The organism is Paenibacillus sp. B-A-8 (assembly GCF_048572915.1).
Lineage (GTDB): Bacteria > Bacillota > Bacilli > Paenibacillales > Paenibacillaceae > Paenibacillus_AQ.
This window is the reverse complement of record NZ_CP183882.1, coordinates 6,493,157-6,513,877: the sequence shown is the minus strand read 5'-3', so window position 1 is coordinate 6,513,877 and position 20,721 is coordinate 6,493,157. Positions and strand designations below refer to the sequence as shown.

General features: G+C 46.9%; 18 protein-coding genes. All 18 read left to right on the top strand.

What is annotated here, in order from left to right:
* Nucleotides 1–163 precede the first annotated feature (163 nt).
* The 18 genes from ACN6MV_RS29450 to ACN6MV_RS29365 all read left to right on the top strand — a co-directional run bounded on the left by ACN6MV_RS29450 (nucleotide 164) and on the right by ACN6MV_RS29365 (nucleotide 20,684).
* Nucleotides 164–1,708, top strand: a complete 1,545-nt coding sequence (locus tag ACN6MV_RS29450) for a phytoene desaturase family protein (protein WP_419885373.1) — start codon at nucleotides 164–166, stop codon at nucleotides 1,706–1,708.
* Nucleotides 1,705–3,168, top strand: a complete 1,464-nt coding sequence (locus tag ACN6MV_RS29445) for a phytoene desaturase family protein (RefSeq protein WP_419885372.1) — start codon at nucleotides 1,705–1,707, stop codon at nucleotides 3,166–3,168. Before ACN6MV_RS29450 ends, ACN6MV_RS29445 begins: the two co-directional genes overlap by 4 nt.
* Nucleotides 3,161–4,033 carry a phytoene/squalene synthase family protein gene (locus ACN6MV_RS29440; RefSeq protein ID WP_042131391.1) on the top strand — a complete coding sequence of 291 codons (873 nt, stop codon included), beginning with the start codon at nucleotides 3,161–3,163 and terminating at the stop codon, nucleotides 4,031–4,033. Before ACN6MV_RS29445 ends, ACN6MV_RS29440 begins: the two co-directional genes overlap by 8 nt.
* A complete protein-coding gene (locus ACN6MV_RS29435; RefSeq protein WP_419885371.1) occupies nucleotides 4,034–4,810 on the top strand; it encodes a carotenoid biosynthesis protein in 777 nt (258 codons plus the stop codon).
* Complete coding sequence (locus ACN6MV_RS29430) at nucleotides 4,779–5,516, top strand: lysophospholipid acyltransferase family protein (protein ID WP_042131389.1); 738 nt, start codon at nucleotides 4,779–4,781, stop codon at nucleotides 5,514–5,516. Before ACN6MV_RS29435 ends, ACN6MV_RS29430 begins: the two co-directional genes overlap by 32 nt.
* On the top strand, nucleotides 5,513–6,673 hold the full coding sequence (locus tag ACN6MV_RS29425; protein ID WP_042131388.1) for a glycosyltransferase: 1,161 nt from the start codon (nucleotides 5,513–5,515) through the stop codon (nucleotides 6,671–6,673). The genes ACN6MV_RS29430 and ACN6MV_RS29425 overlap by 4 nt, the downstream gene beginning before the upstream one ends.
* A complete protein-coding gene (locus ACN6MV_RS29420; RefSeq protein ID WP_081389829.1) occupies nucleotides 6,670–8,145 on the top strand; it encodes a phytoene desaturase family protein in 1,476 nt (491 codons plus the stop codon). The genes ACN6MV_RS29425 and ACN6MV_RS29420 overlap by 4 nt, the downstream gene beginning before the upstream one ends.
* A 219-nt stretch (nucleotides 8,146–8,364) precedes the next feature.
* A complete protein-coding gene (gene fni, locus ACN6MV_RS29415; RefSeq protein WP_419886834.1) occupies nucleotides 8,365–9,396 on the top strand; it encodes a type 2 isopentenyl-diphosphate Delta-isomerase in 1,032 nt (343 codons plus the stop codon).
* 41 nt (nucleotides 9,397–9,437) lie between these two features.
* Nucleotides 9,438–9,908, top strand: a complete 471-nt coding sequence (locus ACN6MV_RS29410) for a GNAT family N-acetyltransferase (protein WP_076119026.1) — start codon at nucleotides 9,438–9,440, stop codon at nucleotides 9,906–9,908.
* Nucleotides 9,909–10,069: 161 nt separating this feature from the next.
* Nucleotides 10,070–11,425, top strand: coding sequence for a S41 family peptidase (locus ACN6MV_RS29405; RefSeq protein ID WP_052414763.1), 1,356 nt, complete (start codon nucleotides 10,070–10,072; stop codon nucleotides 11,423–11,425).
* 142 nt (nucleotides 11,426–11,567) lie between these two features.
* Complete coding sequence (gene ychF, locus ACN6MV_RS29400; protein WP_042131387.1) at nucleotides 11,568–12,668, top strand: redox-regulated ATPase YchF; 1,101 nt, start codon at nucleotides 11,568–11,570, stop codon at nucleotides 12,666–12,668.
* Between the two features lie 234 nt (nucleotides 12,669–12,902).
* Nucleotides 12,903–13,976 carry a peptide chain release factor 1 gene (gene prfA, locus ACN6MV_RS29395; RefSeq protein WP_042131385.1) on the top strand — a complete coding sequence of 358 codons (1,074 nt, stop codon included), beginning with the start codon at nucleotides 12,903–12,905 and terminating at the stop codon, nucleotides 13,974–13,976.
* Nucleotides 13,969–14,967: a peptide chain release factor N(5)-glutamine methyltransferase gene (prmC, locus tag ACN6MV_RS29390; RefSeq protein ID WP_419885370.1), complete on the top strand. Its 999-nt coding sequence runs from the start codon at nucleotides 13,969–13,971 to the stop codon at nucleotides 14,965–14,967. Before prfA ends, prmC begins: the two co-directional genes overlap by 8 nt.
* 140 nt (nucleotides 14,968–15,107) lie before the next feature.
* Complete coding sequence (locus ACN6MV_RS29385) at nucleotides 15,108–16,292, top strand: FtsW/RodA/SpoVE family cell cycle protein (RefSeq protein ID WP_042131382.1); 1,185 nt, start codon at nucleotides 15,108–15,110, stop codon at nucleotides 16,290–16,292.
* A gap of 221 nt (nucleotides 16,293–16,513) precedes the next feature.
* Nucleotides 16,514–17,698 (top strand): FtsW/RodA/SpoVE family cell cycle protein, encoded by a 1,185-nt coding sequence (locus tag ACN6MV_RS29380; RefSeq protein ID WP_419885369.1) that lies wholly within the window; start codon nucleotides 16,514–16,516, stop codon nucleotides 17,696–17,698.
* An 83-nt stretch (nucleotides 17,699–17,781) separates the two neighbouring features.
* On the top strand, nucleotides 17,782–18,537 hold the full coding sequence (gene spoIIR, locus ACN6MV_RS29375; RefSeq protein ID WP_249923517.1) for a stage II sporulation protein R: 756 nt from the start codon (nucleotides 17,782–17,784) through the stop codon (nucleotides 18,535–18,537).
* Between the two features lie 209 nt (nucleotides 18,538–18,746).
* Nucleotides 18,747–19,985 (top strand): L-threonylcarbamoyladenylate synthase, encoded by a 1,239-nt coding sequence (locus ACN6MV_RS29370; protein ID WP_419886833.1) that lies wholly within the window; start codon nucleotides 18,747–18,749, stop codon nucleotides 19,983–19,985.
* Nucleotides 19,986–20,111: 126 nt separating this feature from the next.
* Nucleotides 20,112–20,684, top strand: coding sequence for a manganese efflux pump MntP family protein (locus tag ACN6MV_RS29365; protein ID WP_042131380.1), 573 nt, complete (start codon nucleotides 20,112–20,114; stop codon nucleotides 20,682–20,684).
* The last annotated feature ends 37 nt before the right edge of the window (nucleotides 20,685–20,721 follow it).

Genomic DNA, 20,721 nt, shown 5'->3' with positions numbered 1-20,721 from the left:
TATCACTTTCGGGTGATATGGCAGGCTCTTTTTTTATTGAAAAAGGAGGGATCCTACAGAGTTATTTACATAGCTGTATAAACACTGTATGATATTTGTATAGTGTTTGTATGATTTTTGTATAATGTTTAATTAACATATAATGCTGTGAAGGAGGGAACGTATGAGCAGAAGAAACACAGCTAGGGTTGCGGTGGTTGGAGGAGGTCCGGGAGGGCTTGCTGCTGCTATGCTCCTAGCTGCTGACGGCTATGATGTCGCAGTTTATGAGAAGCAGGAGGTTGTTGGAGGTCGTTCAGGTGAACTTCGTCTAGGTGATTACCGATTTGATCGTGGAGCTACATTTTTAATGATGCCGCATTTGCTGGAAGAGTTATTTGCCTCCGCTGGTCGATCCCTGAAAGATTATGTGAATTTGAAAGAGCTTGACCCGCTTTATTCGCTTCATTTTGGAGAGACCGTATTTACCCCTTCTACGGATCAAGAGTGGACCGCTGAAGAGATAGAGAAGTTGTTCCCCGGAAACGGTAGTGGATATAAACGATTCATGGCTGAGGAACAAGATAAGCTGGACCGGGTAATTCCGCTGCTGCAACGGCCTTTTCAATCTGTAGGGGACTATGTCAAAAAGGATGTCCTACATGCACTGCCCAAACTGCATGCAACCGACACTGTATATAACAGACTTTCCAAATATTTTGATGATGAACGTCTGAGGTTTGCTTTTGCATTTCAGGCTAAATATTTGGGGATGTCGCCGTGGGAATGTCCGGGTACCTTTACGATTCTTTCTTTTATGGAGCACCGATATGGACTGTATCATCCCATTGGTGGAATTAACCGTGTGCTAACGGCAATGGCAAAGATTATTTCGGAGTACAGTGGAATTGTACATACTTCTTGCGGAGTAAAGCGAGTCTTGGTACAGAACGGGCAGGCGTGTGGTTTATTGCTGGAGAATGGAGAGAAAGTAGAGGCCGATTATGTGGTGCTGGGAGCTGATTTTGGTTCAGCTATGACACAGTTATTCGAGCCTGGTATTCTAAAGCGTTATTCACCAGATAAAATATCGCGTAAGCGGTACTCCTGTTCTACAGCCATGCTCTATTTGGGAGTAGACGGAGCTGTTGAATTGGCTCATCACTCCGTTCATTTCGCTGACGATTATCGGCTCAATGTAGATGAGCTCACACGGCTTGGCAAGCTTTCCGCGGACGCATCGATATACGTTCATAATCCCTCGGTGCTAGATCCCACGTTGGCCCCAGCAGGCAAATCTTCTCTTTACGTGCTGATGCCAGTGCCCAACCTGACGGCTGATATTAATTGGGAGCAGGAGGGTGAACTGGTCAAGCAAGATATGATGGAGCGTCTGCAGCGTATTCCAGGTCTAGAGAATTTGCCTCAGAGAATAGAGGAGAGTTTGTTCTTCTCGCCACTGGATTGGCGGAACAAGCTGGATGTATATAACGGTGCAACGTTTAATTTGGCTCATAATCTCGGGCAGATGATGTATATGCGGCCTCATAACACCTTTGAAGAGGTGAAGGGAATTTGGTTGGTTGGCGGAGGAACTCATCCCGGAAGTGGTCTTCCGACGATATTTGAATCGGCGAAAATTAGTGTGGCTCTGCTGAAGGAGCAAGACCGTGCAGCTAGATCTAAGGTCGTATCCACAGGATTCGCCGGAACGGGAGCTTCATTATGAGTCGGGTTGCTATTGTGGGCAGCGGCATAGGCGGTCTTACAGCAGCACTTCTGCTAAGCAAGCGTGGGCAGGAGGTTACGATGTATGAACGTGCACCTCGGGTTGGTGGACGTGTGGCTTTTGAAGAGAATGGCCGTTACCGGATCGATCAAGGACCAACAATTGTACTACTACCGGAGATGCTGCTGAGCATTCTGGAAGAGGGCGGCCTACCACCGGAGAGTCTGGAGTTGCTACGGTGCGATCCTCTCTACCGTGTTCATTTTAAGAGTGGACGTACCTTGACCAAAGTGAATGGAATAGAGGCGCAGGCAGCTGAGATCGAGAGGTGTTTTCCCGGTGAAGGGCAAGGATTCATTAGATTTATGAAAGAGATGTCGGGTCTGTATCCCTTAGGGAAAGCTTCTTTTCTGGAACGGGGCTTCAAGACTCGCAGGGATTTCTTCAGCGTAAAGAATTTGAGGCTAATGGTTCGTTTACGCGCCTATAAGAATCTTAGGGCCGCAGTTGGGCAGTATTTTCGCAGTGATGAGTTGAAGGATGCCTTCTCACTACAGAGTCTATACATTGGTGGAGCGCCTTTCCGCACTCCGGGTCTTTATACAATGCTTCCTTATGCAGAGCATGCCTTTGGAGTCTGGATGCTGAAGGGAGGATATGGGGAGCTGCCTCGAATCATTGCACGAGAGCTAGAAAGACGCGGAGTGTGCATGCACACAGGTACGGAAGTAGAGTCACTGCTGGTGGATGGTGGCAGATGCCACGGAGTTGTTGTTCGTGGACAAGAGATAGCTTACGATGCTGTGCTCTATAACGGTGATTTTCCACACTTGTCCAATCTTTTACCTGAAGTTAAAGGGAGAGAGTACCGTAAAGATTTCATGCCTTCATCAGGTTGTCTGCTCATCTATGTAGGAGTCTCCAAGCAATGGGAGGAGTCGCTGACACACCAGTTTTTTCTTCCTGATTCCTTGAATAAGAGCTTGCGTGATTTATTTAATCGCAAGAGCATCCCTGATAAACCTTCCTATTATGTGTTCAATCCGGTGATGCTCGATGATACGGCGGCCCCTGAAGGAGAAAGTGTACTTTATTTTCTCGTCCCAGTACCTGCCGGTGAAGAGATAGATTGGAATACGGCTGCAGAGCCCTTGGCTTCACAAGTCCTGGCAGACGCCGAAGAGCGCGGTTTTCCTGGGCTTACTGCTCATACGGTCTGGCGAAAAATTCGTACACCGGCTGATGCTGCCAAGGAAGGTTTGTTCGGCGGTGGAAGCTTTGGGATCGCACCCGTGCTGACACAATCCGGTGTGTTTCGACCTCAGTCTAAGCCCTATAAAATTGAAGGTTTATATGCTGCTGGTGCATCTGTGCATCCTGGCGGCGGCGTTCCTATTGTTATGCAGGGCGCAAAATTGGCAGTTCATGAACTGATGAAGGAGATGAACATACATGAATGAACAAGTATTACAGAAATGTGAGGAAATGATCAGAAAGGGTTCTTCTTCGTTTTACAGGGCATTTGATGGCTTGCCTAGTCCGCGACGAGAGGCGGTGCATGTAATCTATGCCTTTTGCCGCCTAATAGACGACAGTGTAGATGAGCCGGAGAAATCACCTTATACGATTCATGAGCTCCGAAATCATTTCCGAAACTTAGAGCAAGCAGAGGGGCATTTCATCTGGCCTGCACTACGTTGGTTACTGCATCATTTTCCTCATTTGGATAAACAGCCGTTTCTGCTACAAATGGAAGGTCAGGTAAGCGATCTTTCCTTCACTCATTATGAGACACTGGAAGAGCTTCTATCTTATTGTTATCTCGTAGCAGGTACCGTAGGAGAGATGCTGCTCCCTGTATTGAGAGAGGACAGAGGCGATGAAGCGCAGGAAGCAGGGATCGCTCTTGGTATTGGTATGCAGATCGTAAATATTATCCGTGATGTGGGTGAAGATCTGGAGCGTGGAAGAAGGTATATACCTTTGGAAATCATGAGAAAGAACGGGTACAGCCAGCAAGAGCTGGAAGACGGAGTGGTTAATGAGTGTTTTGTAGCTGTATTGCAGGATCTTAGAAGAGAGGCACTGCTGTGGTTTGAGAAGGGGCTTAATAATGTGGATACTTATCCCCCGGAGAGTGGGATGGCAGTAGAATTGGCCGCCGCCTTTTATGCAGGTATTCTCGATGATGTAGCCGCAGGCAATTACGATGTATTTCGCAGGCGTGCCTATGTGAGTGATGAGGCTAAGCTTCGGATGTTCCATCGTACTGCTATGCGTTATGCCCCAAGTTTGGGAGGCAAGGGCAGAACGGCGGTGTACTAAATGATCCGAATACTATTCTGGGTATGGTATTTTATTGGAGCACTGTTGTTAATATGGCTTGGCATTCCTGAAAGTTTACAATTTTCGAATGGTCTATTTCTTATTTTTTATGCTGCTTATGCTGCAGATTTAATTTACAAGGGGTTGAAGCAGCCAATAATGTCTGACCAGTCAGTCATAAGAAAGTGCAAGCCTACTATATGGGTCTCGGCTATTCTTATCTGGACCTTAGGTATGTCCGTTGAGTGGATTGGCGTTCATTCTGGAAAGCTGTTTGGTACTTATGATTACTCTGATATTTTAGGTCCGCTGCTATATGGGGTACCTATTACCTTAGGCTTTGCTTGGATTGCCGTGATATACAATGCTACTTTAATTAGTTACGATTTCGGACTTAGGGGATTACAATTACGGCTGGCAAAAGCACTTCAGATTGGGTTTTGGACTGTACTGCTGGACTTCGTATTGGACCCCGTTGCTCATGCTAGAGGCTTCTGGCATTGGGGTAGCAGTGGAGGATTCTATGGTGTGCCTTGGAGCAATTTCGTCGGATGGTTCATCGTAGGGATGATCTTATCCCTAACGCTAAATAATGTTAAGAGTACTAGTTTGTCTGCTCGTAACGGGACTCGTTTATATCAAGCCATATTAGTTTTATTTGGAACCATTGGTCTGCGTGAAGGCTTGCTGCTCTGTGGAGTTATTGCTGTGCTAGGGGCGTTACTTGCTGAAGGGAGCTTGCGTTATGTTGGAAGCCGTCAAACACAAAGGGTTTGATAAGCTGTTCTATCATTACAATCGGCTTTATTTGATTCAGAGACATTTCCGTTATGTTGGGGTCGCTGGACAATTGCAGCCAAAATCTGCGGGAGACAGACCTATTCTATATATTATGAATCATAGTTCTTGGTGGGATGGATTACTGGCTTACCACGCAGCGAGAACCATGACTAGTGGAGAGCACTTTTTCATGATGGAGGAAGAGCAGCTGCGGAAATACGCTTTCTTTCGCAAGCTCGGTGCCTATTCCATTAATCGGCATAACACCAGTGATATCAGTGCTTCGCTCCGTTATACGGCTAGGTTACTACATAAACGAGGGAATATATGGATATATCCAGAAGGGGAAATTCGGCCGCTGGAGCACCGTCCATTAAAGTTGCAGGCAGGGGTAGGGCTAGTACTTCGATTATGTCCAGAAGCACTTGTTGTACCTGTCACGCTTTATCATGGCTTGTTCCGGCATTCCAAACCGGAGGCGACGTTGTTGGCGGGCAATGCTATATCTCATCCGTGGCCTGCTATGGATCGCAACTGTATCACAAAGGAGCTGCAGGACGTGCTTAGAGAGCAATTGGATCATCACCGTTTGATGATGGTTAATAACGGGGGTTATATTCAGGGGGCCTTTACTCCACTCATGAAGCAAGGTAGATCTATTAATGAATGGTTTGATGTTGTGCGACTGCGGGGTAGAGGATGATTGTCTTTCTGCAGATCATTATTGGATGCCTCCTTCTTCAATATTTGTTTGCACTGTGGAATACAGCCCAGCTACCGAAGCTTGGAATATCGAAGTCGAAACATATCACTAAGGGGAGTAAGATTTCTTCTACGGAAGAATGTAATCGATGTGTGTCTGTACTGATACCGGCCCGTGACGAGGCTGACAATATAGGAGATTGCCTTGCTTCCGTGTTGGCCTGCAGAATTACGGGTTGGGACTTGGAAATTATTGTTCTGGATGATCGATCAAGTGACGAAACAGGCAGGATTGCCAGAGCTACAGGAGATGAGCGTGTTAAGGTTATGGCCGGAAGAGAGTTGCCAATTGGCTGGTTAGGCAAGTCTTATGCCTGCAATCAGTTAATGAAGGCAGCCTCTGGTGAGTGGCTGCTGTATCTTGATGCAGATATTCGGCTGAAGCCTGAAGCTTTGGAGAACGCTCTTGCCATGGCTGATGCTCAAGAAGAGGGTCTCATCACGGGATTTGCTTATCAGCAAACAGGTACTTGGCTAGAAAAGCTTGTGGTACCTTTAATGACCTTCACGATCATTTGTCATTTGCCAATACTCCTTGTCCGCACATCCCGCGATCCACGATTCGTAGCAGCGCATGGAGGATTCATGCTAGTTCACAGGAATAGTTATATACGCTGTGGTGGACATGCGGCGATTCGATCTGATCTCGTAGATGATATGGCCTTAGCCCGTGCAGTCAAGAAGGCTGGAGATCAGGTTACACTCGCCGATATTACGGACTATGCAGAAATGAGAATGTATCATAATGCCAGCGAGGTATGGAATGGCTACCGTAAAAATATTTATGCTGGATTGGGTCGCCGCTCTGTTATTCTACTGGGAATGTTAAGTTTGTATACGTTGTTATATGTATTTCCTTTAGCGGCGTTTATTTTCTTCAGTGTGACAGGTCAGGCTGCTGAGGCATCATGGGCGTTGTCGGCTAGTCTGTTAGGCATTGCTATTAAGCGGATTAGTGATGCGTCTGCCAGACAATCAGTATGGTTATGCTTGCTGATTTCTGTAAGTATCCTCTGCTTGGCAGTCATTGCAATTAGTTCTTGGTGGGGCAGTCGTTCGGGTCAAGGCTATGAATGGAAAGGAAGACGTTACTTATGAAATCAAAGGCAGTAATCATCGGTGCGGGATTCGGTGGACTGTCCTGTGCTGTAACCTTAGCCTCAAAAGGCTGGGATGTGACGGTGCTGGAACGCCAACAGAACCCTGGTGGTAAGCTGCAGCGGATTCAGATTGAAGGCTATACCTTTGACAGAGGCCCGAGCACGATAACAATGCCTCATGTATTCCGCTCACTTTATGAGCTTGCTGGTGCCTCCATGGAGGATTATGTTGAAATTTATGAGCTGGAGCCACGTACACGCAATATTTTTGCTGATGGAACTATAGTGGATTTCTCGCGCGACCAAGCGTTTATGAAGGCTCAGATTGCTAAATACAGTTCAAGTGATGCGCTTCGTTATGATGATTTTATGGCTGAAGCTGCTGTGCTCTACCATCTTAGTGAAAAGCAGTTCCTAAATAAATTGCTATTGTCTTGGCGAGATAAAATGTCACTTCCTCTCTTACGGGATTTGCTTCGGGTAAGGCCTTTTTTAAGTCTGCAATCATTGCTGCTGAAATACTTTAGCCATCCTCATACCTTAGCAATGTTAGGTCGTTATGCTACCTACGTCGGATCTTCCCCGTTTCGTTCCCCAGCTATTTTCGCCATGCTTGGATATGTGGAAAGTGTAGAAGGAGTTTATGGTGTGCGGGGCGGAACTTACAAGCTGGTCGAAGGTCTTACTGCACTGGCAGAAGGCTTAGGCGTTCGCATCATGAATGGGATTGAGGTTACGAATATTTCCGTGGTAAATGGAGTAGCCAAAGGTGTGGATACAACACACGGCTTCTATCCGGCAAAGACGGTCATTGCCGGAGGCGATGTGCTCAGTGTTAACCGTATGCTTGTCGAGGAGAACAGCCGTCCTTCCATGAGTGATCGCAAAATTGCTGCTTATGAGCCCTCCTTATCGGGTTATGTAACACTTGCAGGCGTTCCCCGTAAATATGAAGCTTTATTACATCACACGGTATTTTTCCCTGAGCAGTATGAGACAGAATTCATAGATATTTTTGAACGCAAAATCCCTCCCAAGCAGCCAGCTGTTTATGTGTGCCATTCTGGATATTCAGAGTCAGGTATGGCTCCTGAAGGAGGCAGTAATCTGTTTATTTTGGCTAATGCACCTTATATGAATGAGGCCTGTGATTGGCGGACAGAGACTGCTTCCTATGGTAAAAGAGTACTCTCGGTGCTTGAGGGCCATGGAATTACAGGTTTGGATCAGGGAGCTGTGCTCCAGCATTATACACCACAAAATATCGCAGAGGACACACTGGCGCATAAGGGTGCGATCTATGGGATTTCCTCGAACTCGGTAGAACAGACCTTCTTCAGACCAAGCAACCGTTCAAGCGATGTTAAGGGTCTCTGGTATGTAGGGGGAACCACGCACCCAGGCGGTGGCACACCGATCGTTTCGTTATCGGGAAGGTTAGTCGGTGAGCATATTGCAAATCATGCGTAGAAGCTGATTTGTAGAATAATAGAGATGTGAATTCTAATCGCTAACCTCATATTGTAAATTCAACTGAAGGGATATGTTATAATAAATGCAGTTTAGGATTAGGAGGAACGGAGCATGAATCATACGCCAGAAGAGGCCGTACCATATGATGCGAATAGGCAGTCTGGCGCGGATCATGGCAATGACCTACCGACTGTAGAAGGTTCAGACAAGTCTTTAATGCCTGCATCAAGGACAGGTGAACGCAAAATAGAACATGTACGTCTTTGTCTAAATGAAGAAGTCGGTGGCGTCGGTGTGACTACGGGGTTTGAACATTTCCGATTTCGGCATAATGCTCTTCCAGAGCTGAATTTCGATGATATATCATTGCAGACTACGTTCCTGGAACGTGAGCTGCGAACACCGCTGTTGATCAGCTCGATGACAGGTGGCAGTAAAGCAACTGGAGCTATTAATGCTCGGCTGGCAGAGGCAGCGCAGCGTCGCGGGTGGGCGCTGGGTGTTGGTTCTGTGCGAGCAGCGGTGGAGCGCTCTGAGCTAACCGAAACCTTTTATGTACGGGACAAAGCGCCTGATATTCCAGTTATTGCTAATATTGGCGCTGTACAGTTATCTTATGGCTTCGGAGTGGAGGAATGTCGCCGAGCTGTGGATATTGCCGGTGCGGATTTTCTTGTTTTGCATCTTAATGGTCTTCAAGAGGTCTTCCAACCGGAAGGGAATACTGGTTTTGCGTCCTTGTTATCTCAGATAGAAAAAGTATGTCGTGCACTTGAGGTTCCTGTAGGTGTAAAAGAAGTCGGCTGGGGTATTGACGGTGATACAGCAGGGCGTCTTTATAATGCAGGGGTAGCCTTTGTTGATGTGGCGGGTGCAGGCGGAACATCCTGGAGTCAAGTGGAGAAGTTCCGCAGTGTAGATCCTATACGGCGCGCAGCGGCTGAAGCCTTCGCGGACTGGGGTACTCCAACCGCAGATTGCATTGCAGAGGTACGTGCTGTCTCCCCGAAGGGGGCTTTGATTGGCAGCGGCGGCTTGAAGCATGGAGTGGATGCGGCGAAGGCATTAGCCCTCGGTGCTGATTTAGCAGGCTTTGGACGTAATCTGTTAGGACCGGCAGTAGATTCTGAAGAGGCGCTCGAAGCTGCACTAGCTCAAGTGGAGCTGGAACTTAAGATAGCGATGTTCGGCATCGGTGCTCCCGATTTAGCAACTTTACGTGGGACTTCCCGTTTAATACGTAAATAGAAGGATGTAATAAATATAGAAGTGAGGAAGTGAAAAAGATAATGATTAAACTGGTCCATATGGATGAATCCGCTTTTCAATTTTTCTTAGGTCAAGCTACTCGTGACTATGCGGAAGATAAGATTAAAGCCGGTGCTTGGGATCCTGAAATCGCGATGAAGCTATCTGAGGAAGCCATTTCACAGTCTCTGCCCAAAGGGTTGAACACAGATGGTGCTTATCTATATTCTATAGTAGAGATAAGTAGTGATACTCAGGTTGGATATATTTGGTTTAATGTAAGCGAAGGCCGCGGTGGTCGAGAGGCTTTCATTTATGATTTCTACATTTTTGAACCGTATCAGAGCAAAGGTTATGGCAAGCAGGCTATGATCGCACTTGATGAGGAAGCCCGTGAGATGAACGTCACCAAAATCGGGTTACATGTCTTCGGTCAGAACAATCGTGCATTTGAGCTGTACAAAAAAATGGGATATACCGTAACCGACATTACGATGTCTAAAGATCTATAATGTTATTCATGGAGACCTCGAAGGAGGTCTTTTTTTGTTGCCCTAAAATTTGATGTAAATAATTGTGATAAATATATTTGAATTAGGATTAATAGAAAAATATGATTATTAAATAAATTCCTGAAAATGGATTATAGAAGAGTGTTAGAAGGGGGATTAAGGTGAGACCAAGGTTTGTATTACCAGCGGCTTTTTCTGTAGCTGCAATACTGTTACTGGTTAGTTGCAACCGTGGGGATTTGCCAGGGAAAAAGCAATTGGAGTCGGAGCAAGTTCAGGCAAGTCCGGTTGCGCCGGTAGTCTCTTCAAAGGTAGTGGAAGAACTGCCAGAAGCAGCGGTGTCTCCATTGACAGTGGAACAAAGATTAGAGGATTTTGATTATATGTGGAAGATTATTGAGGAGAACTACCCATTCCTAGAGGTAAATAAGCGTCTATACGGCGAGGATTGGCTTGCGAACAAAGAGGAGTACCGCAATAAAGTTGCAGCAGTGAAGACAGATGATGAGTTTTTTAGACGAATGAGATTCGTACTTAGCGGGTTAAATAATGGGCATACGAATTTTTTATCTAAGGAAGAATATCCATGGTTTCTAGAAAGTTATATTCGAGCAGGATTAGGTTCAGAGCCTTGGGTTAACGTGTTTCAGCAGTCTAACGTATTGGTCCGTTACAACCAGAAGCCTTTAACGGAACAACAGCAAAGCCCTAAAGAAAGCAATAACAATGTGAATAGTGGTGAGGCGGGAAGTAAGACAGGAATGACTTCCGGAAATGTTAAGAAAGTCATTATAGAGCCAGATCAAATAGCGTATCTAGGTACGCGAAGCTTTGCTGGCAATCTCATGGAGATGGATAGTTCTGAGATACGTGATTTTTTGATAGAAGTTAAAGATTATAAGACACTAATTCTAGATATCCGCGGAAATGGCGGAGGAAACAGTAGTTACTGGCGCAATAATATGGTTCCTCTACTGATTAATAAACCTATTACTTATAATACATATTCTCTTTATAGAGGAGGCGATTATTCCGAGGCCTTTATGCAGGCACGCCGGCTGACAGAAGGGTTACTACCTATTGCCAATATTAAAGACGAACAGATGCCAAATATACCGCCAGAAGCGACAACAATGTTTAGGAACTATAACAAAAATGTTGATATTGTAACCCCTTATCAATCTGTGGGATTCAAGGGGGAAATCTATTTGCTGGTAGATAGCTCTGTATATTCGTCCGCGGAAGGATTCGCCGCATTCGCCAAAGGTACCGGATTTGCTATGGTTGTAGGCGGAAAAACAGGGGGTGACGGTCTGGGGACAGATCCGCTAGTAGCTGCATTGCCGAATAGTGGTTATGTATTTAGGTTTTCCCTCCAGATGGGCCTTAACTCTGATGGAAGCTGCAACGAGGAAGTGAAGACGGTCCCTGATGTAGAGGTTGATCCCGATACCTCTAAACCTCTATTGGATCAGCCGGCGATTAAAAAGGTATTGGAACTTGCGGCTTCCCAATGAATGGGTGCGCTTGGATAAGGCTGGATTGACACATCTGCAAGACATCCGGTGTTGCTGGAGAATATGTTCTAATATATAATGGTTTAGATCGTATTACTTATTCGGATGATCAATTTAGCTGAAAATAGGAGTTGTCATATAAATGGCTTTGAAAGCGGGAATCGTCGGTCTTCCTAACGTAGGAAAATCCACATTGTTTAATGCAATAACGCAAGCGGGAGCAGAATCCGCAAACTACCCTTTTTGCACGATTGACCCTAACGTTGGTGTCGTTGAAGTTCCGGACGAACGTCTTGATAAACTGACTGAGCTGGTACAACCTAACAAGACTGTACCTACTGCTTTTGAATTTGTTGATATCGCTGGTCTTGTGCGCGGTGCGAGTAAAGGTGAAGGACTAGGCAACAAGTTCCTAGCTCATATCCGCGAAGTAGACGCTATCGTTCATGTCGTTCGTTGTTTTGAAGATGAGAACGTTACCCACGTGGATGGAAAAGTAAATCCGATCAGCGACATTCAGACCATTAATTTGGAGCTGATCCTTGCTGACATTGAGAGCATTGAGAAGCGGATTGAGCGTTCCCGTAAGAACATCAAAGGCGGCGACAAGAAATACGCCCAAGAAGTTGAACTGCTTGAACGCGTCAAAGAAGTGCTCTACGAAGATAAACCTGCACGTAGTATAGAATTGTCCGATGACGAGAAGCTTATTATCCGTGATCTTCATTTGTTAACATTGAAGCCAGTGCTGTATGCAGCGAATGTAAGTGAAGAAGAAGTAGCAAGTGCAGAGGATAATCCTTATGTGCAGCAAGTGCGTGAATTTGCAGCAACTGAAGGTGCTGAAGTTGTTCCGATCAGTGCTAAAGTAGAAGCTGAAATTGCCGAGCTTGAGGGCGAAGATAAAGCGATGTTCCTAGAAGAACTTGGGCTAGAAGAATCTGGTTTGAACCGTTTGATCAAAGCGGCTTACAAGCTGCTAGGCTTGTATACGTATTTCACAGCAGGCGTTCAGGAAGTTCGTGCATGGACCATTCGTAAGGGAACTAAAGCGCCCGGCGCTGCTGGTGTAATTCACACAGATTTTGAACGTGGATTTATCCGTGCTGAGGTAGTGGCTTACGCAGATCTTGTGGCAGCAGGCTCTATGAATGGTGCGAAAGAACGTGGTCAATTGCGTCTTGAAGGTAAAGAATATTTGGTGCAAGACGGCGACGTTATGCATTTCCGTTTCAACGTTTAAGAGGACTGAAGCGTACTAAGGATATGAGGGTCATCTCAGTCGGTAGGGGTATCTACTGCTGAGATGGTCCTTTTTTTAAAATATAAGTCATTTATTATGGCATTTACGCATACAGAACTGTAGCCATTTCACAATATCTTTGGTATAATATAAAGTCGTATATCTATTTTTATGACATATGTTTTAATCGCTTTATTTGCGAATTTGAAATTGAACTAGGAGAGGTGAATTCCCTTGTTGGACCGATTGCAATCCCTGGCGGACCGCTATGAGAAGCTCAGTGAACTGCTTTGTGATCCGGATGTTGCAAACGACAGTAAGAAACTGAGGGATTATTCCAAAGAACAATCAGACCTACAGCCTGCTTTTGAGGCGTATACTGAATATAAGAACGTAATGGAAGAGCTTGAAGCCGCTAAACAAATGCAAGGCGAAAAGCTTGATGATGAGATGAAGGAAATGGTCAAGATGGAAATTGACGACCTTTCCAAACGTCAGGTAGAGCTGGAAGAGCAAATCCGTGTATTGCTGCTGCCTAAAGACCCGAATGATGATAAGAACGTAATCGTCGAAATTCGTGGTGCAGCGGGTGGAGATGAAGCGGCATTATTCGCTTCCGACCTTTACCGGATGTACACCCGGTTTGCAGATTCACAAGGCTGGCGTGTGGAGCTAATGGATGTCAACGCGAGTGACCTTGGTGGATTTAAAGAGGTCATCTTCCTTATTAACGGCCGTGGTGCATACAGCAAGCTGAAATACGAAAGTGGTGCGCATCGCGTACAGCGTATCCCAGCAACTGAATCCGGTGGACGTATTCATACCTCTACTTCTACAGTATCGGTGATGCCGGAAGCTGAAGCATTTGAAATTGAAATCCATGATAAAGACATTCGTGTGGATACCTTCTGTTCAAGTGGTGCAGGCGGACAGTCTGTAAATACGACCAAGTCTGCAGTACGTGTAACTCATGTACCTACGGGCATTGTTGCTACTTGTCAGGATGGTAAGTCACAGAACTCCAATAAGGAAAAAGCGCTACAAGTGCTTCGTGCCCGTATCTCTGATATGAAACGGCAGGAAGAAGAAGCGAAGTATGCTGGTGAACGGAAGAGCAAAGTAGGTACGGGTGATCGAAGTGAGCGTATCCGGACGTATAACTTCCCGCAGAGCCGGGTTACAGATCATCGCATTGGCTTGACACTGCACCGTTTGGAGCAGGTTATGAACGGAGAAATCACTGAAATTATTTCGGCTCTTTCAATTGCTGAACAAGCTGATTTGATGGATAGTATGGACAATGGATAATAATGCTTTGAACGATGGCGTATTTGTCATGTCGGAAGTGAAAAGCATCCGGGAAGCCTTTGCGGAGGCTTCTTCTTTTTTGAGCCAGAGCGGTTGTAATGAACCGCAGCGCAGTGCGCAATTGCTACTTGAGCATGTGCTTGGTTTGTCCGGAGCAGCGTATTACATGGTGCTTTCGGATCCTTTTCCAGCTGCGGTTAAAGAAGCGTGGGAGACGGGAGTTACCCGCCGGAGTATGGGGGAGCCGGTGCAGTATATTATCGGCGAGCAAGAGTTTTACGGGCGTCCCTTTGAAGTGACGCCTGATGTTCTGATCCCGCGGCCAGAGACGGAGTTACTGGTCGAGGCGATTTTGCGGTACGGCGCGGAGCTGTGGCCGGATGGTATGGTTGCGCTGGGTGAAGCGACGCAAGAAGAAGGCGCTGCTTCGTTAACGGCAGCGCAAGATCGTGCGGGCGACGCGGAAAGTGGACGCGCTCTACGTCCGCTGACCGCCGTCGACATCGGCGCCGGCAGCGGAGCGATCTCCGTCACGCTGGCGGCGGAAGCGCCGGCGTGGCGGGTCTGCGCCGGCGATATTTCGCCGGCGGCCCTAGCTGTGGCGAAGCGCAATGCGATGCGCTCCGGCACAGCCGTGGACTTTCGGCTCGGCGATCTGCTCGAGCCGTTCGCGGGGATGGAGACGGATATTCTCGTCTCCAACCCGCCGTACATTCCCGGCGAGGATATCGCCGGGTTGCAGCGTGAGGTGCGCGACCATGAGCCGCGCACTGCGCTGGATGGCGGGGCGGACGGGCTGGACCCGTACCGCCGGATGATGGAGCAGCTGGCGCTGCTCCCGGCACCGCCGCGCCTGATTGGCTTTGAACTCGGCTTCGGACAAGCCGAGCAAGTGGCCGAACTGCTTGTCGCGGCCGGCCATTGGAAAGAGATCATCACCATTAATGATCTGGCTGGAATTCCGCGTCATGTGCTTGGTATAGCACGATAATTCTGCATGCTATGCAGGGGAGTTCTGGTGCTCGGGTAGTGAAATTGTATTTTTAATCCGACTTCCTTTACAATAGAATTTAACCGGACTTCTTAGAGAACTATAAAAGAAAGCCCAGATTTAGAGTAGGGAGGCAGAACGTGCTTCAGAAGATTAAGAAGATTGATGGTGCTATCGTAGTCGTTCTGTTATTGCTCATGACTGTCAGCATCTTCGCCATATATAGTGTGACACATGGAAGAGAAAAGCTGGACGGACATCATATCCGTATGATGATGTATTATGCAATTGGCTTTATTGCTTTTATTGGAATGACCTTTTTAGATTACAGAATTTTAGTGAAATACGCGTTATATATTTATTTGTTTGGGATAGGTATTCTGGTCCTCGTAAGCTTTTTGGGAGAGACCAAGAATAATGCCCAAGGCTGGTTGTCCCTCCCTGGTGGACTGAGTCTTCAACCTGCCGAGCTATTTAAGCTGATATTAATTCTATTCCTGGCAGCTATGCTCGTCCGAAAGAATAAGAGTAAGCTCTTATTTTGGCGGGATGTTGTGCCGCTGGGTCTATTGACCTTATTTCCGTTCCTTATTGTCCTTACACAGAATGACCTTGGGAATGCCTTGTCTTACATTGTGATTCTTGCAGGTCTGTTATGGATTGGTAACATTAAGTACACTCATGCCTTAATCGGGCTAGTAATTGTAGCGAGTTCTGCGATTGCCGGAATTATGAGTTACATCCATTATCATGATGAAATTAAAACGTTCCTCACAGATATTGGCCGCTCACACTGGATCGAACGTTTCGACCCCTGGCTTGTTCCGGACAAAGCAACAGCGAAAGCTCTTTATCATACTAAAAACGCCAAACTGGCGATTGCCTCAGGTGGGATGAGTGGCGAGGGCTATATGAACGGCAGTTCTGTTCAGACGGATCGAGTGCCTTATACGTATTCGGACTCCATCTTTGTGCAGATTGCCGAGGAATTTGGATTCGTAGGTTCTGCATTTGTGCTGCTACTATATTTTATCCTGATACACCGAATGATTCTGATTGCGCTGGAATCAAGAGATCGAGCGGGTCCGTTTCTGATCGTCGGCATTGTCGCGATGATGCTGTATCAGATTTTTGAGAATATCGGCGCGTTTATTGGCTTGATGCCGTTGACAGGTATCACGTTGCCGTTCATTAGCTTTGGGGGTACATCCCTGCTTATCAACATGGCCAGCATTGGACTGGTAATGAGTGTACGTCTGCATGGTCAGGATGTAGAGGAAGATTTGCCTAAGCCTACTCCTTATGCAGCTGCCAAACAGGTATAAACACGTAATCAAAAAACCGTCAGAACCTTATCTCTTATGGATAGGATCTGACGGTTTTTTTTATAAATGAGAATGTCCTTCCACAGATCCGAAAGATGAATCTCTTAATTCGGGTGTATTACATAAATTTGGAATTGTAACCTCAAATGCTCTACAATAGAAAGGAGCGACCTTCCTCGGGTGAGGACGGTTGGAACCTTAATAGAGTAAGGGGTTTACGTATGCTTGAAAAGCTCAAGAAAATCGATAGTGTGATCCTTATTGTTCTAGTTATGCTGATGGTCATTAGTATTTTTTCCATATATAGCGTGACTAATGGTAGATTAGTTCAGAAACTAGATGGCTTCCATTTACAAATGCTGAAATACTATATTGTAGGGTTTGTAGCTTTCTTTGTGCTTACTTTTGTGGATTACAGGATATTTGTGAAATATGCTCTTTATATTTATATTTTGGGTATAGGTCTGCTGGTGTCAGTAAGTTTTTTTGGTAAGGTGAAGAACGGTGCACAACTGGGGCTGGAGATAGGCGGTCTTAGCTTTCAACCTGCGGAGCTTTTTAAGTTGATATTGATTCTTTTACTCGCGTCCATTCTGGTCCGTAAACAAGGGGCTATGCTAACCTTCTGGAAGGGAGTCGTCCCGCTGGCGCTTCTTACATTGCTCCCTTTTGTTATAGTGATTGTACAGAATGATCTGGGGAATGCGCTAAGCTACATCGTTATATTGATCGGACTTCTGTGGATCGGGAATATCAAAATTTCACATGCGCTCATCGGGCTAATTATAGTTGGCGGATTGGGTCTTGCAGGAATTCTGAGCTATATACACTATCATGATGAAGCGGTTCATTTTTTTGAGGAGACCCTTGGCAGGAAGCATTTAGTAGATCGTTTTGATCCATGGCTCGTACCTGATTTGGCGTCAGATGATGCAAGCTATCACACGAAAAATGCTAAAGTGGCTATTGCCTCCGGAGGGATGAGCGGCGAGGGGTACATGCAAGGAAGCTCTGTGCAGAGTAACCGTGTTCCTTATACCTATTCGGATGCTATATTCGTACAGATTGCGGAGGAGTTTGGGTTCGTGGGTTCAGCGCTGCTGCTGTTACTATTCTTTATTCTTCTTCATCGGATGATATTGATTGCCCTAGAGAGTAGGGAGCGCAGCGGCCCATTTTTGATTATTGGAATTACGGCCATGCTGCTATATCAAATCTTAGAAAATATTGGAGCTTTTATCGGTCTAATGCCGCTTACGGGAATTACACTTCCATTTATCAGCTATGGAGGCACGTCACTTTTAATCAATATGGCCTGTATGGGGGTTGTAATGAGTGTGCATCTTTATGGGCGGGATGTTGAGGAAGATTTGCAGCTGCCTAAGGCGCTTGCATTAAAGTTATAGATTTAATAGATTCATAGGTTTGCAGTCTCTCATCTCTGGACATACTACTAGCATGAGTGTTAAGAGGAGAGGGGCTGCAACAAATGAACGATAAATATATGGATAAAAGAGATTCCTTACGTGTAACTTTTAAGTATACTGCCATTTTAATTTGTTTTTTTATGATTGTTATCATGGCCTGGGAGGGTCAAAAAACCGATGCGGCAGTAGCCGAAGTAACCATTCCACAGGATTCTATCCGGCTGCGTATTTTGGCGAATTCGGACGGAACACAAGATCAGCTTGTGAAACGGCAAATTCGTGATACCATCGTGGAGCAAATGAACCAGTGGGTTACTGCACTGGAGGATCCGCAGAGTTTAGAACAGGCACGCGCTTTAATTAGAACCCATCTGCCAGAGCTTAATGCACTGGTTGGCTCGGAGCTGGAGAAACGTGGTATTCAATACTCCTATAAAGTGGAGCTCGGAGTGGTTCCTTTTCCGACTAAATTATACGGCGGCACAGTTTATCCGGCTGGAGAGTACGAGGCTGTACGGGTTACGTTAGGTGAGGGGAAGGGTCAGAACTGGTGGTGTGTACTGTTTCCACCGCTGTGCTTTATCGATGCAGGCTCCGGAGATGCGGCAGCACCTGCTGCTAACAAAGGGGCGAAGACTGTCTCGGCTGCTGGGACAGATAGCGGAGTTAAGGTGCAACCAGCAGTAGGAACAGCTGTACAAGCAGATTCTTCGGCAAAGGATGCAGCGGCAGCGGATTCTGCAGAGCCAGAGGTGCGGTTCTTCGTTTGGGAGCTGCTGCAAAATCTTTGGAACTGGATTTCGGGATTATGGTCGTAATTGCTGAAGCTAGCTCTTTGGTTTTGGCGGAAATGGTCTATAGTTTTGAACCTAGATATGTTACTATTTCATAAGTAGATCGACTGCGGCTCCTTCATTGGGGCCGCTTTTTGGTAAGATTAGAAGGAATGGATATTCTGAGTATTTATTCTAAGTTTGCTAGAAAAGCTAGTGTTCAATATATATCCTGTAGAAAGCCTGTGATGAGAATGAATGAACCAAACGATCCTTTATTCGCTGTTCAGCGGAGGAGTGAAAATAGGGATGAGACTGTTTATTGGGAGCTGGATTTGTTGGAACATACAGCTCCGGATTCAGATGTGCTTCAGCCAAGCGAACAGAATAAGCTAGCTATAGTGAAGGCGGCAGCCATGCTTCGCGAAGGAGGAACGGTTGCTTTTCCAACCGAAACGGTCTACGGACTCGGAGCAGATGCACGGAATACAGCAGCGGTTGAGGCTGTTTTTGCGGCAAAAGGGCGACCGTCTGACAATCCCTTAATCGTGCACATTGCCGATTCAGGTGCTTTGGAAGAGTTGGTTACAGAAGTGCATCCTACGGCTGCAGCGTTGATGGATGCATATTGGCCTGGACCGCTGACAGTTGTGCTTCCTGTTCGTGCGGGTGTTTTGTCGCCTTGTGTGACGGCAGGCTTGGACACGGTGGGTGTACGTATGCCTGACCATCCGGTAGCTTTGGCGCTGATCAGTGCAGCGGGCTGTCCTGTTGCGGCACCAAGCGCTAACCGTTCGGGTCGTCCGAGTCCGACCTTAGCTTCGCATGTGATGGAAGATTTGTCCGGATATATCGATGGTGTTCTTGATGGCGGCGCCGCGGGAGTTGGACTGGAGTCAACCGTAGTGCAGGTGCAGCCGGATGGAAGGGTTGCCGTGCTGCGCCCCGGCGGAATTACTTCAGAGCAGTTGGCTGCTGTAGTAGGGGCAGAAGCAATTGCTGCTGAGCCAGCTGCGGTTAAGGAATTTGGAACTTCCGAAGCGGTGGAAGTTCCAGAGGGCACTGCACCGAAGGAACATTCCGGTGCAGAAGCTGCCGACAGCTCGGCGCCGCGCGCGCCGGGCATGAAGTACACGCACTACGCGCCGCGCGGCTGGCTCGGTGTAGTACGCGGATCTTCCCCGCAACGTGTTGCGGAAGAAGCCGCGAGTCTACTTCGGGCGGCGCAACTGAGCGGCGAAATAACGGGCTTGCTCCTCTTCGAGGAGCATAAGCCTCTCTATCCCGCCGATCCTGCCGCCTTTGTTCTCTCCCTCGGCTCGTTATCCTCGCCGGAGGAAGGTGCACGCTCCCTATATGCCGCGCTGCGGCGCTTTGATGAAGCGGGAGCGACTTACATCTTGGCCGAGGCTTGTCCGTATACGGGCCTCGGCGCTGCCATTATGAACCGGCTTATGAAAGCCGCCGGTGGTTCCGTGATTGACGCCGGATAGTTACGGCGCCTAGTCTACCCAGCGTAGCACCGCTTATTCTAAGCTGAAATCTCCTATGAAGTCATGATTACCTCCTTGTCCGCATATCGTTGTTGTACAAGATATTTCGGACTTGGGGGGTTAAGCATGGGCATAGGAGATGTATATGCCGGTTGGGGGCAGACGGTTACCATTGCCATAATGGCGATTGCATTAGGAATGGATGCTTTTTCGCTCGGTGTAGGTATCGGGATGAAGGGGATTCGTCTGTTGCATGTTCTGCAAATGAGTGTGCTCATTGCTTTTTTTCATATGCTGATGCCTCTTCTGGGTTTATTAACGGGAAGTTATGTCGGGCAGTTGCTAGGTCAAGTAACGACTTATGCCGCCGGAGGACTTCTTGTGCTGTTAGGTGGACATATGGTGTATAACTCCTTTCGTCCGGAAGTGGTAGGTACGCGAGCTATGAATCACCGAACCTTATGGGGAATGCTGCTTCTTTCACTCAGTGTGAGTGTGGACTCTTTTTCTGTTGGGGTATCCTTAGGAATGTTTGTAAATGGTGTCCTTCTGACCATACTAGCTTTCGGTGTCTGTGGAGGTCTGATGTCGATTGTAGGCTTACTTCTTGGGCGGCATGTCAGTCGTGGGCTTGGGGATTATGGGGAAGCGCTGGGCGGGGCTATTTTATTGGGGTTTGGCTTGCTATTCATCTTTTGATACAATAACGGCATTACAATATTTTATTTTCATGGGG

What these genes read in the sequence shown, in the direction of transcription:
- ACN6MV_RS29420 (WP_081389829.1), top strand. Translation starts at nt 6,670, where the DNA reads ATGAAATCAAAGGCAGTAATCATCGGTGCGGGATTCGGTGGACTGTCC.
- ACN6MV_RS29425 (WP_042131388.1), top strand. Translation starts at nt 5,513, where the DNA reads ATGATTGTCTTTCTGCAGATCATTATTGGATGCCTCCTTCTTCAATAT.
- ACN6MV_RS29370 (WP_419886833.1), top strand. Translation starts at nt 18,747, where the DNA reads ATGAATGAACCAAACGATCCTTTATTCGCTGTTCAGCGGAGGAGTGAA.
- ACN6MV_RS29430 (WP_042131389.1), top strand. Translation starts at nt 4,779, where the DNA reads ATGTTGGAAGCCGTCAAACACAAAGGGTTTGATAAGCTGTTCTATCAT.
- ACN6MV_RS29450 (WP_419885373.1), top strand. Translation starts at nt 164, where the DNA reads ATGAGCAGAAGAAACACAGCTAGGGTTGCGGTGGTTGGAGGAGGTCCG.
- ACN6MV_RS29410 (WP_076119026.1), top strand. Translation starts at nt 9,438, where the DNA reads ATGATTAAACTGGTCCATATGGATGAATCCGCTTTTCAATTTTTCTTA.
- ACN6MV_RS29365 (WP_042131380.1), top strand. Translation starts at nt 20,112, where the DNA reads ATGGGCATAGGAGATGTATATGCCGGTTGGGGGCAGACGGTTACCATT.
- fni (WP_419886834.1), top strand. Translation starts at nt 8,365, where the DNA reads ATGCCTGCATCAAGGACAGGTGAACGCAAAATAGAACATGTACGTCTT.
- ACN6MV_RS29435 (WP_419885371.1), top strand. Translation starts at nt 4,034, where the DNA reads ATGATCCGAATACTATTCTGGGTATGGTATTTTATTGGAGCACTGTTG.
- ACN6MV_RS29445 (WP_419885372.1), top strand. Translation starts at nt 1,705, where the DNA reads ATGAGTCGGGTTGCTATTGTGGGCAGCGGCATAGGCGGTCTTACAGCA.
- prmC (WP_419885370.1), top strand. Translation starts at nt 13,969, where the DNA reads ATGGATAATAATGCTTTGAACGATGGCGTATTTGTCATGTCGGAAGTG.
- ACN6MV_RS29380 (WP_419885369.1), top strand. Translation starts at nt 16,514, where the DNA reads ATGCTTGAAAAGCTCAAGAAAATCGATAGTGTGATCCTTATTGTTCTA.
- spoIIR (WP_249923517.1), top strand. Translation starts at nt 17,782, where the DNA reads ATGAACGATAAATATATGGATAAAAGAGATTCCTTACGTGTAACTTTT.
- ychF (WP_042131387.1), top strand. Translation starts at nt 11,568, where the DNA reads ATGGCTTTGAAAGCGGGAATCGTCGGTCTTCCTAACGTAGGAAAATCC.
- ACN6MV_RS29440 (WP_042131391.1), top strand. Translation starts at nt 3,161, where the DNA reads ATGAATGAACAAGTATTACAGAAATGTGAGGAAATGATCAGAAAGGGT.